The sequence below is a fragment of the uncultured Campylobacter sp. genome (genome assembly GCF_938045595.1).
GTDB lineage: Bacteria > Campylobacterota > Campylobacteria > Campylobacterales > Campylobacteraceae > Campylobacter_B.
Map to the genome: position 1 here is coordinate 1 of NZ_CALIBB010000024.1, position 16,176 is coordinate 16,176.

Consider the following 16,176-nt stretch of genomic DNA (forward strand, 5'->3'; position numbering starts at 1 on the left):
CCTGTATCTCCCATTTCATATAGGTGGTGGAGTATAAATTTACTAAAAAGCCCGTTACTGCAATTAGTACTAAAAATACACAGCCTAGGCTATCTAGGAATAGGAATTTATCGTATGCGTAAAACGCCTCGGCATTGCCGCTTAAAAGCTTTCCTACGTTACAGAGTAGCCCTGCAGATGTAACTGCAGAAATCAAAACGTGTAGCGAGCTTAGGAGCTTGAAATTCTTAGGGCATAAGAATAATATCAGCGCTCCGAGCAACGGAAAAATTAATATAAAAGCTAAACTATTCATCATTAACCCCTTAAATTCGAAGCTTTAGACGTATCAAGCCCGTCATAAGCTTTGTAAAATCTAACCGCCAAAATGCTCATAATAATAACCGCAAAGATTGCATCGGTTAAAATTCCAAGCTCGACTAGCTCGTGAGAGTTGTAAGCCATAAGCGCAAGGCTTAGGTGGATGCCGTTTTCAAAGAGGCAGTAGGCTAGAATTTGCTTGATGAAAGAATTTCTTAGCATGAAGCCGAAAATTCCCATCATAAATACGGTTACCGCCGCTATTAGAACGATTCTTTCTTGAATAAGAGAGAATTTAAGCAAGATCGGATTGATTGTCATCGCAATCGCTAGCGAAAATCCCATCGCAATAACGGGGCTTACGAAAAAGCCGCCTACCGGCTCATCCTCGCTGATCACATCCAGCTTTTTAACTAGCCAAAATAAAATTCCTGGCACGAAAATAACCTTCGTAAAAAACGCCACTATCGCCCAAATTCTAAGCTGCGGCGCATTGAAGTTAGAATACAGCATAAAAAATATGCTTACCAAAAGTAGCGTCTGAATCGCGTAAATTCCGATCGAAAGCTTTAAATTTCTAAGTCCGAATACCGCGAGTGACGTTACGATCATACAAATTGCTAAAATATCGATACTATTCATCTTAAAATCCTACTACGTAAAGCGTTAATGCCGCAAAAGCAATGGCAAGAGCGCCGCATGAAATTTTGCGCATGCTCGAAGTCATTCTGAAGCGTGGTCCAAAGTTGTCGATGAAAACGGCTGCTACGTAAAATACGCCGGTTTTTAGCACAAAGATTATGATCGCCAAAAACGGATTGCTAAAATTCCACGGCTCAAATATCGTTAGGAATAATCCGATCATCGCAAATTGCTTCAAAATAAGCGCCGCTTGCACTAAGCCCAAATCGCTGCCTGCGTATTCGCCCAAAAGTCCTTCTTGAAGCTCTTGCTCGGCTTCGGCAAGATCAAATGGCTTTCTGCCGGTCTCGACATACATGCACCATAAAAACGCAATCGAAGCGACAGCAAAGCTTGGAATTTGATAGCCGATCTGACCGCTGCGTACCATCCCCTGAATCTCAACTAAATTTGAAGTTCCCGCAGCCATCATTACTACGATTAGGCACATCATCATCACAGGTTCGACAAAAACGGCAAGCATCTGCTCGCGTCCGCCGCCGGTTGCGGCAAACGGGTTACCGCTATCTATCGAAGCCGCACCGAATACGAAGCGCAAAAGCGCGCCTAGATATAGGATAACGAAAATATCCGAATATGCTCCGAAAATTTTATCGGTGGTTGGATCGCTGTATGTAATAGGAATAGCCGCCAAAATCGCTGCCGAAGTAGCGAAAAGGAAAAACGGCGCCCACCTAAATACCCAGTGGCTGCACGCAGGAACGGTTCTGCCGCGCTTAAAAAGCTTAATAATATCGCGGTAAGTCTGGAAAAAATCGCTTCCTTGTTTCGACTGAAGCTTGGCTCGAAGTTTTCTCGCCATACCGTCGAAAAGTGGAGCGACTAGGACGATAACCGCGACTTGAAATATCATTAAAAATATAGTTTGTATAGTCTGCATCTTAAACCTCCTAGATCAAGAAATATCCGACGCCCAGTATCGCGCAAAGATAGATTAGGATGTAAAGCGTATATAAATTTGCATAGCCGCTTTGAATAATTCCTATCTTATCGGCGATCTTCTTACTCCAATCGATTACCGGTTGATAAATTATCGTCCACCAAATGTCTTGTGGGTGGTTGTGATACTCGATCGGTCCGAAGTAGCCGTTTTGCTCTATTCTGCGTTTATGACCTCTAAATAACCAGTCCATAATCTTTCTTAAATCGCCGGTAAAAGGACCGCCAGTTATCTGCATGCGAGGGCTATATTTAAAGCCGCACGCCCAAGGATCGGTCTCACGAGGTTTGTCGCGATTTGCTTTCATAACCGCTAGGATGATAAACGGAAGCAGCATTGTAGAACACAAAATCACTGCAATAAGAGGAGTTGAAACGATACTTCCCAAAGGCGAAGTGATTGACGAAGCGCCTAGGCTTGCGACAAATTCTCTATTGGAAGTGATAGAATTTACCGCCTCCATAATGTAACCCACTATAAAGTGTGCGCCTACGCCAAATCCTACGCAGCCTATCATCAAAATGATCATTCCTAAAACCATTCCTAGAGGGCTTTCTTTTGCATTTTCCCAAATTTTTTCATCTCTTGGGGTTCCTGCGAAGATTACCGCATAAAGCTTAAGGTGCATACCGACTAAAACGCCCGTAAGCGCAAGTGCGACTACTGCTAAAGAGAAAGCGTATCTGATGAAAATTCCGCTTTCCTTAGCGCCTTGAAGCATTCCTTGATAGGTAAACCACTCTGAAACGAAGCCGTTTACCGGAGGAAGCGCTGCGATACCCATGATACCAATAAACATACCGATAGCGGTTAGAGGCATTTTTTTAGCTAGCCCTCCTAGCACGTCCATATTTTGCGTATGAGTAGCGTGGATTACAGAGCCTGCACATAAGAATAGCAAGCCTTTGAATATCGCGTGATTTACTACGTGGTAGCAGCCTGCTAAAAATCCGACTGCGGCTAGCGTTACATTGCCTGCTGCGACGCCGTAAATTCCAGTGCCAAGACCCAGCAAGATAATGCCGATATTTTCAACCGAGTGGTACGCAAGAAGCGCTTTAAAGTCGTGCTGGCACAACGCGTATAAAACGCCAAAAAGCGAGCTAGCTGCTCCTAGGATCAAAACTGCAAGCCCAAAATAGATACTTAGCGGTAAAAATAGTGTAAATTTAACGAGCGTAAAGAGCGCTACTTTAATCATAACGCCGCTCATCAGTGCAGAGACGTTTGACGGAGCCGCAGGGTGAGCTTGCGGTAGCCAAACGTGAAAAGGCCACATTCCAGCTTTTGAGCCGAAGCCGACCAAAAACAAGATGAATGCTGCTACGGAAGCACCCATCGGTATATTTACGTTTCCCCACTTCGCAAATTCAAAGCTGCCTGCGTAGTTTGCAATGATAAGTAATCCACAGGTGATACAAAATGCACCGATCTGCGCTATACCTAGATATACCATAACGGCTTTGAGCGTGCCTTTGCCATCGTTTACTATGATTAGAAATGACGAAATTAACGTCATAAGCTCCCATAAAACAGCGAAGCAAAATACATTATCCGCACTGATGACTAAAAGCATAGATAAGATGAAGGTATTAAATAAACATGCAAAAACGCCAATATTTGCTTTTCCGATATATTCCTCGGCGTAGCTCATACCGTAAACGCTGCTTGCAAAGCCTATAAAAACGACTACGAAGCTGAAGAAATTTCCAAGCGGACTTAAAGCAAATTTTGGCGCATATAAGAAAGTACCGCCCAAAACGAAGCTATCGCTTACGCCCATATTGGCTACGAAATGACACATCGCATAAAAACAGCTGATAGCACCTAATCCAAATCCCACCTTAACGGCAGTTTTTGGAGCGCAGTATAAAAGAATACTAATTACTGCACTGACGATAAATAAAGTATAGACGCTTATCATTTTGCGCCTCCTTCTTTTTTGGCGACGCAACTGATTTCGCCGTTTAATACGTCTTTTGCAAAAGCATTAGCCGCATCGTAGTCTATCGCAAAGCCCAATTTATGCTTACCTTCTTTAGGATCTATCATAATGATAGCGCTGGTTGGGCAAACCTCGACGCATGCAGGACCGTTCTCGCGTCCGTTGCATAGATCGCATTTGATAGCTGTGCTTTTGGCACCCGCTTGGCTTTCGATCTCGAGATAATACTTCGGCTCGACCGCATAATTTACTGACGGCATAAGCTCGGCATTCGAGCTGATCGCGCCATAAGGACAGGCGAGCGTACACATCTTGCATCCGATGCAAATTTCTTCGTGCAATTCGATATAGTTATTATCGAAGCGAAGCGCACCGGTAGGGCAGACATTTGCGCATGGTCCGTCATCGCACTGCCTGCACTGCGTAGGCATAACGCCGTAAGCCTGTCTAAGCACGGTAAGTCGCGATTTAGCAAGCTTGCCGCGCTCGTAGGCACTTGAGTAACAGGCCGCCATGCACGTCGTGCAACCGATACATCGTTTGTAATCGCAGATTACAAATTTATGTTGTTTCATACCTTTCTCCTTGACTTAAGGAATTTTAAAAATTTTTTACTAAAAATTTTGGTGTAATTATATTTAAGTCCGCAAAAAAATTCCGTCATTTATCTGACGATATTTGGAATTTATTTGATAAATTTGCTTTCAAAGCTTAAATTTAAAAACTAATTTCTTTTTTAAACCGGTTCGTTGATTATTTGCTTTAAAAGTCTAGTATATCAGTATTAAAGTATATTTTAAAATTTAAATTACTACTTAAATTACCCCAACTTACTCCTAATTATAATTGAAAAAATTCTTTTAGCTTAAGGCAAAATTTCAATTTTATTTTAGGTAAGAATTTATATAATTGTGCCGAAATTGCATATATGGTAATTTTGCATGTTTAGTATTTTCGAAAGGAGAAAATATGGCGAATAAAGGCAAGGTCATATGCCCTTATTGTGGCACAGGCTGTCAAATCGAGCTGACTGCGGAAGACAATTATATCAAATCCGCAACCGGCGTAAGCGACAACCCCGTAAATCAGGGTTGTTTATGTTTGAAAGGTTATTACGGATGGAATTACGTAGGCTCTAGAGATAGGCTTACTACTCCGCTAATTCGTAAAAAGAATGGCAAATTTAGTAAAGATGGCGATTTGGTCGAGGCTAGCTGGGACGAAGCGCTTGATTTGGTTGCTAAAAAGATGCTCGAGGTTAAAGAAAAATACGGCGCTGACGCGATAGCCGGAAACTATTCCGCACGCTGTACGCATGAGGATAACTACGTAGCGCAGAAGCTACTTAGAATTTTAGGTACGAATAATATCGATCACTGCGCGCGCATTTGACACGCTCCGACTGTGGCAGGTCTTGCCAAAACAATCGGTAACGGAGCAGCTACAAATAGCTTCACGGAGATCGGAACTCACAGCAACTGCATTATGATGATCGGCTCAAACCCGGAAAATGGTCACCCGATCGTAGCTATGCACGTTCAAAGAGCGCTAAATAGAGGCGCTAAACTCATCGTCATTGACCCGGTTAAGACGGAATTTGCAAATCGCGCAGATATCCACCTCCAGCTTGAGCCGGAGCACAATATCCCGGTTATAAACGCTTTAATCCATGCTATTATCGACGAGGATTTGGTAAATCACGAATTCGTTGAGAAATACACCAAGGGTTTTGAATATGTAAAAGAGGCGGTTAAGGATTATTCGCCTGAGGCCGTAGCTAAATACACTAGGTTAAACGCTGAAGATATTAGAAAAGCGGCTAGAATTTACGCTACTACGCGACCTGCGGTTATCACGCACGGCATGGGCGTAACTCACTTCAACCACGGCGTGGGCGCAGTCTGCGACATTTCAAATTTAATGCTCGTAACGGGCAACGTAGGCGAGCTTGGAAGCGGCGATCTACCGATCCGTGGACAAGAAAACGTTCAAGGCTGCTGCGATATGGGAATGCTTCCTAACGTATTTACCGGCTATAAAGCTGTAACCGACGAGAGTGCCCGTGATTGGTTTGAGCGCCAGTGGAATTTACCAAAAGGTCATCTAAACGGCAAGATCGGTATTCATAAAACTGAAGTGCCTGACGCAATTCTTGACGGTAGGGTAAAATTTTTCTGGACGATGGGCGAAAACCCGGTTATGACCGATCCGAACGCAAACCACTTCTTGCGCGCGATTTCGCAGGTAGAGATGTATGTGATCCAAGATATTTTCTTAACTGAGACGAGCCGCAAAGCAGATGTCGTGCTCCCTGGAGCTTGCAGCGGCGAGAAGGAGGGTACTTATGCTAACGCCGAGCGCCGCGTACAGCATAGCGAGATTGTAGTTGCCCCTCCGGGACAAGCTAGACAAGACTGGGCTATCATCTGCGAGCTTGCCAGACGCTTAGGACTAGGGGATTATTTCACATTCCAATCTCCAGAGCAGATTTGGGAAGAGGTGCGCAGGGTAGCTCCGCACAACTACGGCGGAATGAGCTATTACCGCATCAAAAAATACCACGGACTTCACTGGCCGTGCCCTGATGAGAATTCTATGGGCGGACCTGCATTGTACCTTGATAAAAAATTCTTTACCCCGGACGGTAAAGGAAATTTCGTCCCGGTTCTATTTGTGGATGATAAGAGCAAGATCGAAAGCGCCAAAGAGGAATTCGCAAAGCGTATGAATATGCCGAAAGATTATCCTGTAATGGCGGGCTCCGTGGACGAGAAGACCGATGCAGAGTTCCCGATCCAGCTTCTAACTACGCGTAAGGTTTACGAGTACGCGGGAGGCGCGATGACTAGGCGCTCTAAGACCGTCGAGCAGGGCGGCGACGCGATAGGACCGATTGCGGAAATGAATCCGAAACTCGCCGAGCGATATGGAATTTCACAGGGCGATTTCATCGTCGCGTGGAGCCGCTACGGCTATATCGCGATCAAGGCGGACATTACCGAGTGCATAATGGATGGTATCATTCAGATGTCTTATCACTACTGGGAGAGCTGCTGCAACGAGCTAACTAGCGGCGGTTGGGATCTAATCGCCAAAACGCCTACGTTTAAGGCAGCGATTCAGATCAAAAAGATCGACGAAGAGGAATTTTTGCGTATCCGCGAGCTTAAGCGCATTAAGTTTCAGACCAACAAGGTCGTTTACGACGACTTCCACCACCATCCGATTAAATTCTAAGAATTTAATCTTATCCGTAGATTCGGGGGCTATGCTTCCGAATCTACTTTTTAACAATCAATTCAAATAATATGAAATTTTGGCGATCTAGCCGTCTTGCGATATTTTAAAGATCAAAAATTTCAAGAATTCAATAAATTTCGCGGTATTAATACGCTTTTTTGCGTAGTTGCACTATCGATAAGAGGGTGTGAAATTTATCTGCTATTGCGTTAATAGATGTGGCGGCAGATACTGGGCATTCGTGATTTATCAAATCCTAATAAATGTAGTCTCTATAAGAGCGGCGCAATGGAGTAAATTTTAAAGATAAGCATGATAATAAGGCTATTTTATCGCGACAAATCTTACCAAATTACATTATTGATTAAATTTTAACGCGTACAGGCTGATTTTATGAGAATTAGCCTATATTGCCAAGCAACGCTGCAATTTTAATAACGCAAATGCAATTTTTGTGATTTTAATATATAAATGCAAAAGGCTCATAGGCTTTTAAAGCGCTAGACGCGGCTTTTAGTCTTAATGGTCGCAAATGTCGGTTTATGGCATAGCTGAGTAGTTTCGCGCTTCGTCTGAAATCCATAAATTTTGATTTTAAAATTTTAGATTTAAAATTCCGAATTCCGTCGTGCTTGGAATTTAGAATTTTTAGAATTTTATTTTATCGCGTGTTTTTGGCGTTCTATTTTCACGCGGGAGCCCTTTGCTGCGCTAGATCGCGCTACTTGCGATATTGAAGCTATTGCGCCAAAGCTACTGCCTGCTTGCGGGTGAGATTTATGAAACTAGGCTCTGATATTGAAGTTATTGCGCCAAAGCTTCTGCGGCAGAATTCCATCTACTTTATGCAAAAGTAGTTAAAATTTCTGCCGCTTGTCGCGCCTGAGCTACTTATTGCGCCAGATCTGTTCGTCGCGCCTTATTTTTATCGCTCGCAGCGCCCGCTCTACTTTATCGCGCCTAAATTTTTGCCGTCAGTCGTGTTAGAATCGCTTGCAGCGCCGTGATTTTCGCTGCTTGCAGAATCTGAGTTTGTCGTACCGCTAGAGCCTGCGGAGATTGGATTTGCTAAGCTTTCGCCCGCGATACCGCTTACGTTATTTATGTAGGCTACGGTGCTTATTTTATTCCATTCTCTACCGATTTTCAAAAATGCGCGCTGGCTGTCTAGGATCTCTTTAAACATCGGATCTTTCGCCGCTTCCTCGTCTAAGATTTCATTCGTTGCTTTTTTAAGCGCGGCTATCACGTCCGCAGGGAAGTCGCGCACCTGCACGTCCGGAAACTGCGCTTTTAGCTCCGCCCAAATGCGAGCGTTTTCGTAAAAGCCCTTATTTTGGAAGTTCTCTCCGGCAAGTCTTGCTGCAGCCTCTAAGATCGCTTGAAGATCCGCAGGCAGCTTCTCTAGCGCCTTTTGATTTACCAGCAGTTGGCAGTCTCCCATAGGCTCTTGCCAGCCTGTGTAGTAGTATTTAGCCACTTTGTGAAATCCAAGTGGCATATCATAGACAGGGCTTACCCACTCGACCGCATCGATCGTACCCATTTCTAACGCCATAAATAGCTCGCCCGTAGGCACCGTGTTTATAGTAGCGCCCAGCTTGCTCATCACCTCTCCGCCTAGCCCCGGTATGCGGAATTTAAGCCCTTGCAAATCTGCAACCGAGTTGATCTCTTTTTTAAACCAGCCACCCATTTGCATGCCGGTAGATCCCATCAAAAAGGTCTTCATGCCGTATTGCGCGAACATCTTATCATTAAGCTCTCGCCCACCACCATAGTAATACCACGCGTGCTGCTCATCAGTAGTCATACCGAAAGGCACTGCCGTCCAGAGCATAGTTTTGGCGTCTTTGCCTTTATAATAATAAAGCGAAGTATATCCTAGATCGTATTGACCGCTTTTGACGAAGTCGAATATGCCAAAGCTTGCCTTGTGCTTGCTCGGCGTATCGATGCGGATCTGAAGCCTACCACCGCTAAGGCTTTCGGCATAGTTTTTAAAATCCTCAGCAGCAGCGCCCAAAACGGGCGTAGTCGCCTCCCACGTACTAGCAAGTCTTAGGCGATAGACCTTATCGTCGCCGAAAAGCTGCGAGCCCAAAAGCATGAGACATGCAAACAAAAAAATCTTTTTCATTTATATCCTTTCATAAAGTTTTAAATTCATAAAATTTCAAAATTTAGCGCGCCGCCTGCTTAAAATTTAATCGCGCTCTGCGTTACTGCTACGAAATTCTGCTTCATGGTGTCTATTTTATCGACACGTTGCTTTGCTATTCTATTTTACTACGCTTCATCTTATCGGCGCCTTGCTCTGCAAATGTCTTATTTCGCGATATTTTGTTTCTAAGCGCTCCGCCTAAGCTTTTTTATTTTACGATGCCTGGCTTTGCGATGATAGAGCGCCGCGTTCGTTTTAATTTTGCCACGTTCGGGCGTATTTACTGCGCCATATCTAGCGATAATATTTTATCAAGCGCGCTTGCTTAAAAACCTCTGGCGCGGATCTCTTTCGCTTAGAAATGACAAAAGTATCTTAAAATGACATCTCTGCACTTTTACAGATAAAATTCTCTCTTCCTTTCAAAGCGAGCTTTGTCATTATCGGCAAGCTTAGACGCCACGCCATTTTTTGATCTTAGACGGCAGAATCGTGCTTTTAAATTTAAAATTCCGCAATCTGCGCAATCTTCGCGCCACACTGGCAAGCAAAGATTTAGCCTTTATATTTAAATTTTGCGCCTTAGTTGAGCGCAAAATTCCGCGCGGAGTTTTGATGCAAATTCCGCACGAAGCCTAGATTAGAATTTTACGCAGAGCCGCCCCGCGTTGTCTAAAATTTTTTGCAAAATTCCGTGCCGCAAAATGCACTTAAAATTTTAAATTTGCTATTGCGCGGAATTTCTTAGCGTAAATTCTAAGCCTTGAAATTTTGCTCTTGTTTGACAGCATAAAATTTTAAAACAAAATTCTGCAACTGCCATGCCTTAAAATTTTATTTGCAAAGCCTGCTTGCTAAATTTTAAAATTTTAAGCCTAAGTCCCCAAAATTCCGTATTTCGCATTCCGTATTTTAGAAATTCTATTTCGCAAAATTTTATCTCGCGGATCTCTCGCTCTATAAATTTTTGCGCTAAATGAAATTCTACTCCGCATAGTTTGCGCTTCGTAAAATTTTATCTCGCAAAATTTCGCTTAAAATTTCGCGAGCTAGCCCTTATTTTCGAATAACTCCGCGTGTTTGCCGCGCAAAAACTCGACCACGGCGATTACCTCATCCGCGCCGCTAGCGTCCGAGTTCGCAAGCACTGTGTCGATGTTTTCGATATACAGCTGCGCCGCATCAGCGAGCCGCTCGCGTTTCACGCCCGCATAAAGTAGCATCGCGTCAAGCAGGATATTAATCTCGTAGATGAGGTCCTGCTCGGCGATTTTTTCGTCATTATTTTTCATCTTCTTCCTTTGAAATTTGAGTTTTTTTCTCGATTAGATCCACGATTTGCGCCTTTACGGCTTCGTACGAGCTCGCGTCCTTAAAGCCCGCAAACATCCCGCCGCTCGCATTTACGTGTCCGCCGCCGCCGAGGAGCAGCTTTGCCATTTCGCTTACGTCGATCTTGCCGTCTGCGCGGAAGCTGAGCGTTTTTTTGCTCGTTACGTCGATGAAAAAATCGACATCGGGGTTTTGCGTCAAAAAATCGTTGCCGATGACGCTTACGTTGCCGATATTGTAGGTCAAAATACCTTTTTTACCTAGATAATTGATCGCGAAGCGCTGCTTTTGCGCGCTTAGACGGGCGACTACGAAGTGCGAGACGAGATTGCTTAGCGTATCGTCGCGCTCGCTTTTAAAAAATTCTTTCTTTATGCCGTGCAACGCGCTATCTAGCGCGATGTGTGCGCTCGGCTCGTCTTGAAATTTAAAAATTTTTTCTAACAGGAAAAAGATATAATCCCTGCTCTCCTGCTCAAACATAATTTTATTGATCTCTTTCGCGCCCGAGACTATGCCGAGGCAGACCTTGCCGAGCTCAAACTCGCTTTCGTCTTTCAGCCAGATGTCCACGGCGTTTACGATGCGCACGAGTTTATCCAGCCGCGGCGAGCCGCCGAACATCGCGCTGAAAAAATCATAGGTGATCTTCGTGGCGCAGCGCGATGAATCCAAAAAATACCACGGGAATTTTTTCGCGCACTCAAGCCCGCTTTGATGATGATCCAAAAGGATTACGCGGGCGTTGCGACGGGCTATCTCGCCGCTAAATTTCTCGCACTGCGCGGGCAGTAAATTTAGATCGGTGATTAAAACCAGGCTTTTCTCGCCTGCGTCTACGGCGAGCCGCTCGTCGATACTAGCGAGGATGAGATCAAATTTTTCGTTTATCTCCTTGCCGTAGTTGGCGTTGAAAAATTCCACGTCCGTCAAGTAGTGCGCCGTGACGAACTGCGCGCCGTAGCCGTCCAGATCGGTGTGGCTGAGGTGATATATTTTCATTTGCGTTCTTTGCCGATGATGTCTGCTAGCGTGATCGTATCCATATACTCATCGACTTTCTCTTGAAGCTCGCCGAACATTAGATTGACGCGGCATAGCGTGCGACCGTTCGGGCAGGCGTCGATCCCCTCGGCGGTGCAGTCAAATACTGTCGCCTTGCGTCTTTCGGCGCTTTTGATGATCTCGCTTAGCGTGATCTTGTCCGCATTGCGCGCGAGCACAAAGCCGCCCTTGGCGCCTTTGAAGGAATTTAAAAGTCTCGCGCGAGCTAAATTTTGTAAAATTTTAGCCAAAAAGCTGCGTGAAATTCCAAGCTCGCTAGAGATCGAATCGACATCCATCGATTCCTCCTTGCCCGCGATGCAGATCATTGAAAGCAGGGCGTATTCGCTTGCTTTTGTAAAAAGCATTTATTTTCTCCTTTGGTGTCAAAGCGTGCATTTTACACAAAGAAAGCAAAAATTTAGGTTAATTAAGTATAATCGCCTCCTATTTTACCGATCAGGAGGTCATCATGGCTTTAGACACGGCTCAAAAAGCACAGATAGTTGCGAAATTCGCTAGAAGAGAGAAAGATACAGGTTCTGCGGAGGTGCAAATCGCGCTTCTTACCGAGAGGATCACGCTTCTTACCACTCATTTGCAAGCAAATCCGAAAGATTTTTCATCTCGCTTAGGACTGCTAAAGCTAGTAGGTCAGCGCAAAAGAATGATGAAATATCTTAAAAACAAAGACTACGCAGTTTACTCCAAGCTCGTTAGCGAGTTAAATTTAAGAGATAAATAAGCTCCTTTGCTCGCGGCGATTGAAATTCCATCGCTATGAATGAGCTAAAAATTTGTCATCGGTAGCATTTAAATTTATTGCTGCAACAGTGCCTGCTTTGGGATTTTAAACCCAAAGCAGGCGTTTTTATTTGTGAGTCATACTTTTTGTTATTTTATATCTTTAAAAAATTCATCTATATTGCACCTGAAAAGCTTCGAGAGCTTGTATAGATGAAGCAAATTGAATCGTTTTTGATCTGTGAAATTTTCCATGTTTGCGTAAAATCCGTTTGAAGCTTGACCTATGCTTAGGGCAGTTTCTAGCTGGCTTAAACCACATTCTTGGCGTATTCTCTTAACATTGCTTGCTACGATTTTTAAAAATTCTTCATCTTCTTCTTTTGTAGTTATTTGCGGCAAAGAAAGCATAGAAATAATTCCTATATAAAAGTTTTCTATAAGTTTAGTTCTTATATAATGCTTTTTCAATTTCCATCAGCGATTATTTCTATAGAGATTAAATTGTAAATGATGTAATTTTGAAATTTTTTTAATTTTAAATGAAAATCATGGATGGATTTGTAATTTTGTTTTATAAAAAAGCAATAAATTCAAAAGAGGTAAATATGAAAAAATTTGTAGCCTTTATTTTGGCTTGCATTTTAGGATTCATTACTTTCTTTATAGTAGTTGGATCTCTAAATTTTTTGCTTTTATTTAATAACCTAAAAATGGGACCAATACTCATATTGGCGTTGTTTTCATTTTTTATTTGGATCACCAAACGACTTTATTTTTTCTTTTACAGAAAGATTGACCGCGAGCATACGGAAGAAGAGCAAAGATGAAAGCTATTATTTCCATGATTGCTCTTTTTATGAGTGCATTTTCATTGGACGGATATACCTATTATTCCACTCAAAATAATCCTAAGGCGAAAGGTCTTGATTTGAAAATAGGAATTCCTAATTCCTTTATATTGAAGGATGGTTATAGACCAAATGTGGTTTTAAAATTTATAGATACAAATTTAAATATGATTATGGTCCTAATATATAAATCACCGGATTTTATGGGAGTAGAATTGAATCAAACTAATTACAAAGAATTTTGTGAGTCCAATATAGTGGATATGTCTAAAAATAATATGCTATCGCGGTTAATTTCTTGTGATATGCTAGTTATTGAAAATTTACCAGCTGTTGGTATGGTAAGTGAGATTTTGGGAAAGAGATTAAATCTAGAAATTACAAGCTATAATAATACATATTTTGTATTCTATAGAGACTATCTTATAGAAATAAATTTTGTTTCTGTTGATATGCAGAAATTATTGACCCTAGAAGATACAATATATCAGGTTTTAAATTCAATAGTAATCAATGATATATACAGATAAGGAGCATAGATGTCACTTTTGATCTCAATTATATTTTTCCTATTATACTGTATGAGTTTTAGACCATCGTTCAATCCGTATAACCCATATAGAGATCATATATTTTTATTAAATAGGCTTTTTAAGTGGCTTTATATCATCTCGGCAATCATTTTTATTGTGAGAATTTTTTCATAAGGAAGGTAGTCATGAAAATATTATTGATTTCTATATGTTTTATAATAACAGCCAAATCTTATATGATAAATGGCATGTACGCAACTATGGAAAGTTGTAGATATGAACAATTTGGTTATGAATTTGGATATGTGGGTTATTATCGTGGCAACGATAATAATCTGTATATTATATTTTTTGGAAAAAATTATTGTGAATTTTAATAAGAGGAATTAAAAATGAAAAAAGTACTAGCCTTTTTGGTTGTATGTTCTTGTTGTTTTTCTGCAAATAAACAAAGTTGCAATATAGCGTTGCAACAAATTTTAAGTTATGAAAAATATCCTATAAATCAGCAAAACATGATTATTATAAATGAACCTTTTTGTGATGAATATGGGAATCTGAACAGAGTAGTGATTTTGACAAATCTATTTCTAAATAATAGCAATATGAGTATTGAAGAATTAGAAAATCACATGGCTAATAATGCGAGTCCGCAGTTTTGTAGGTTTTTAAATATGGGTGGATTTTTTGACTATATTAACAAGCACACTTCATTTTATAAAACCGAAGATGGAAAAAATCTATTTGAATTATCTGTAAGCAAGGAAGGTTGTGCCAAATATAGATAAATTTTAGAGTAAAAGTATCTTTAGAGGGTATAGAGAGGTCATTTAAACGCCGCGAAGCTCATAAAATTCGCCCATTTAAAGATGCTCTCGACGCGCTTAAAGCCCGCGCTTAGCGCCAAGGCGTGGTTTTCCGCTTCGGTGTAGGGCACGAGTACGTTTTCGAGCGCCTCGCGTTTTTGCGCGATCTCGTAGCGCGAATAGCCCTGCGCGCGCTTGTAATCCTCGTAAATTTCGATCATCTGACGCGCGAGCGCAGGCTCTTCGTAGATGATCTTTTCGCTAAAGATCAAAACCCCGCCCTCACGCAATCCGTCGTAAATTTTACTCACGAGCGCGGCTCGGCGCGGCGGCCTGATAAACTGCAATGTGTAGTTTAAAATCACGGCGTCGCAGTCCGCGAGGCTCGCATCCAGCACGTCCGATACGCTAAGCTCGAGCTCGGCGCCGAACGCCGCCGCCTTGGCGCGGGCGTTTTGTATCATCGCCTCCGAGCTGTCGATGCCGCACAGCCGCAGATCGGGGCGCAGCGCAAACAGCGCCAGCAGCGCGGTCGCAGTCGAGCAGCCAAGATCGATCACGCGGGCCTTTTGTGGCAGTATCCTCGCCAAAAGCTCGCTACTAAGCCGCGTGCTAGCCTCATAAAACGGCACGCTGCGCCCGATCATATCATCAAAAACCGACGCGACGCTGGCGTCAAACTCAAACTGTTTTTTGATAGGCTCTTTAAAAATTTCGTCTTTCATCTGTTTCCTTTTTTAGTTTCGCTATTCGCGCAGCACTTGATTTATACTTCCTACGCATGCTAAGCGCATAATTCTCACGCCGTGCTTTCTGCGCTTACGCGACACTCGATTTGCGACCGCTACGCATGGAATTATTGCGCTTAGTTTGCCCCGCGCGTAAGCATACCTAAATTTTAAACGCAGCATGGGCACTTTTGATGCAAGCGAGCTGCATCCCAGTTTGCGCCCAACTTCTAACCCGGACACGCTCGATGCATGATTAAATTTCACGTCTTGCTTGATAGGCCCTAAAATTCCGCACCGCGCAAATACATCTTTAAAATTCTACGCCGTATTTTCGCAGCATTAATTTTATGTCGCCAAATCTCACGCTACCAAAACAGTTCCTTTAAATTCTTTAATTACGAACTTAAACTCAAAGCATAGCCAAAGCTCTATTGGTAGAATTTCGCGCCCATTTTGCGATTTTATGCGCTGTAAAATGGGGCCGCTTGACAAAATCCCGCGTTTAGCTAGGCGCATAATTTAGCCGCTTGGCTCTTGCTTGGCGGCTTAGCCCTGCTAAATTTTAAAGCTTCGTAGCACAACTAAGATTTTTTATTGCCCTTAATTTTTGGCGCGGTTTGCACTTTGCCTCGCCTTACATAAGCCTAAGCCCAAAGTACGTTAAAGTCCTGCAGGCGGTATGTCGTTAAAATTTAACGACTTTTTATCGGCTTGCGCGCCGCTTTTGTGTACACTTCCCATATGGCATCGCAGACACAGATGGTGTACCAAGTATTTTCAGTGACAACGGGCGCATGACTTTTATACGGGACGACCCAAATGGCTCATTTAATGTGCCGTAGAT

At 42.8% G+C, this 16,176-nt stretch carries 15 protein-coding genes and 1 pseudogene; 5 read left to right on the forward strand and 11 right to left on the reverse strand.

The features are described 5' to 3' along the window. The 5 genes and pseudogenes from Q0340_RS00835 to Q0340_RS00855 form a co-directional block, all read right to left on the reverse strand. Window positions 1-295: pseudogene (locus Q0340_RS00835) on the reverse strand (hydrogenase 4 subunit F); the annotation flags it as partial. A 2-nt stretch (window positions 296-297) separates the two neighbouring features. Continuing rightward, window positions 298-942: a hydrogenase 4 membrane subunit gene (gene hyfE, locus Q0340_RS00840; protein ID WP_297916762.1), complete on the reverse strand. Its 645-nt coding sequence runs from the start codon at window positions 940-942 to the stop codon at window positions 298-300. A gap of 1 nt (window position 943) precedes the next feature. Then, window positions 944-1,882, reverse strand: coding sequence for an NADH-quinone oxidoreductase subunit H (locus Q0340_RS00845; protein WP_291936444.1), 939 nt, complete (start codon window positions 1,880-1,882; stop codon window positions 944-946). 10 nt (window positions 1,883-1,892) lie between these two features. Further along, window positions 1,893-3,866: a proton-conducting transporter membrane subunit gene (locus Q0340_RS00850; protein ID WP_298081771.1), complete on the reverse strand. Its 1,974-nt coding sequence runs from the start codon at window positions 3,864-3,866 to the stop codon at window positions 1,893-1,895. After that, window positions 3,863-4,462 carry a 4Fe-4S dicluster domain-containing protein gene (locus tag Q0340_RS00855; RefSeq protein WP_005871891.1) on the reverse strand — a complete coding sequence of 200 codons (600 nt, stop codon included), beginning with the start codon at window positions 4,460-4,462 and terminating at the stop codon, window positions 3,863-3,865. Before Q0340_RS00855 ends, Q0340_RS00850 begins: the two co-directional genes overlap by 4 nt. A gap of 394 nt (window positions 4,463-4,856) precedes the next feature. Here Q0340_RS00855 and Q0340_RS12330 point away from each other — a divergent pair, with 394 nt between their 5' ends. Next, window positions 4,857-7,124 (forward strand): molybdopterin-dependent oxidoreductase, encoded by a 2,268-nt coding sequence (locus Q0340_RS12330; protein WP_298028413.1) that lies wholly within the window; start codon window positions 4,857-4,859, stop codon window positions 7,122-7,124. Between the two features lie 949 nt (window positions 7,125-8,073). On the opposite strand, the gene dctP is transcribed toward Q0340_RS12330, so the two are convergent. The 4 genes from dctP to Q0340_RS00885 all read right to left on the reverse strand — a co-directional run bounded on the left by dctP (window position 8,074) and on the right by Q0340_RS00885 (window position 12,035). After that, window positions 8,074-9,267, reverse strand: a complete 1,194-nt coding sequence (dctP, locus tag Q0340_RS00870; protein WP_298081772.1) for a TRAP transporter substrate-binding protein DctP — start codon at window positions 9,265-9,267, stop codon at window positions 8,074-8,076. 1,073 nt (window positions 9,268-10,340) lie between these two features. Continuing rightward, window positions 10,341-10,583, reverse strand: coding sequence for a hypothetical protein (locus tag Q0340_RS00875; protein WP_297901012.1), 243 nt, complete (start codon window positions 10,581-10,583; stop codon window positions 10,341-10,343). After that, the gene (locus tag Q0340_RS00880) at window positions 10,573-11,625 is read right to left on the reverse strand and encodes a 3'-to-5' oligoribonuclease B (RefSeq protein ID WP_298081773.1); all 1,053 of its coding nucleotides are present in this window, start codon (window positions 11,623-11,625) and stop codon (window positions 10,573-10,575) included. The genes Q0340_RS00875 and Q0340_RS00880 overlap by 11 nt, the downstream gene beginning before the upstream one ends. Next, on the reverse strand, window positions 11,622-12,035 hold the full coding sequence (locus Q0340_RS00885) for an Rrf2 family transcriptional regulator (RefSeq protein WP_298081774.1): 414 nt from the start codon (window positions 12,033-12,035) through the stop codon (window positions 11,622-11,624). Before Q0340_RS00885 ends, Q0340_RS00880 begins: the two co-directional genes overlap by 4 nt. A gap of 104 nt (window positions 12,036-12,139) precedes the next feature. Here Q0340_RS00885 and rpsO point away from each other — a divergent pair, with 104 nt between their 5' ends. Next, a complete protein-coding gene (gene rpsO, locus Q0340_RS00890) occupies window positions 12,140-12,412 on the forward strand; it encodes a 30S ribosomal protein S15 (RefSeq protein ID WP_005871877.1) in 273 nt (90 codons plus the stop codon). A 149-nt stretch (window positions 12,413-12,561) separates the two neighbouring features. Here the strand turns inward: rpsO and Q0340_RS00895 are convergent, their stop codons facing one another. Next, window positions 12,562-12,822: a helix-turn-helix transcriptional regulator gene (locus Q0340_RS00895; RefSeq protein WP_298021748.1), complete on the reverse strand. Its 261-nt coding sequence runs from the start codon at window positions 12,820-12,822 to the stop codon at window positions 12,562-12,564. Window positions 12,823-12,962: 140 nt separating this feature from the next. Between Q0340_RS00895 and Q0340_RS00900 the strand changes: the two genes are divergently transcribed. The 3 genes from Q0340_RS00900 (at window position 12,963) to Q0340_RS00910 (ending at window position 14,583) form a co-directional block, all read left to right on the forward strand. Then, complete coding sequence (locus tag Q0340_RS00900) at window positions 12,963-13,241, forward strand: hypothetical protein (protein ID WP_298081775.1); 279 nt, start codon at window positions 12,963-12,965, stop codon at window positions 13,239-13,241. Next, window positions 13,238-13,792 (forward strand): hypothetical protein, encoded by a 555-nt coding sequence (locus tag Q0340_RS00905; protein WP_298081776.1) that lies wholly within the window; start codon window positions 13,238-13,240, stop codon window positions 13,790-13,792. Before Q0340_RS00900 ends, Q0340_RS00905 begins: the two co-directional genes overlap by 4 nt. Window positions 13,793-14,187: 395 nt before the next feature. Continuing rightward, a complete protein-coding gene (locus Q0340_RS00910; RefSeq protein WP_298081777.1) occupies window positions 14,188-14,583 on the forward strand; it encodes a hypothetical protein in 396 nt (131 codons plus the stop codon). A gap of 38 nt (window positions 14,584-14,621) precedes the next feature. Here Q0340_RS00910 and cmoA read toward each other — a convergent pair whose 3' ends face one another. After that, window positions 14,622-15,326 carry a carboxy-S-adenosyl-L-methionine synthase CmoA gene (gene cmoA / locus Q0340_RS00915; protein WP_298081778.1) on the reverse strand — a complete coding sequence of 235 codons (705 nt, stop codon included), beginning with the start codon at window positions 15,324-15,326 and terminating at the stop codon, window positions 14,622-14,624. Window positions 15,327-16,176: the final 850 nt, after the last annotated feature.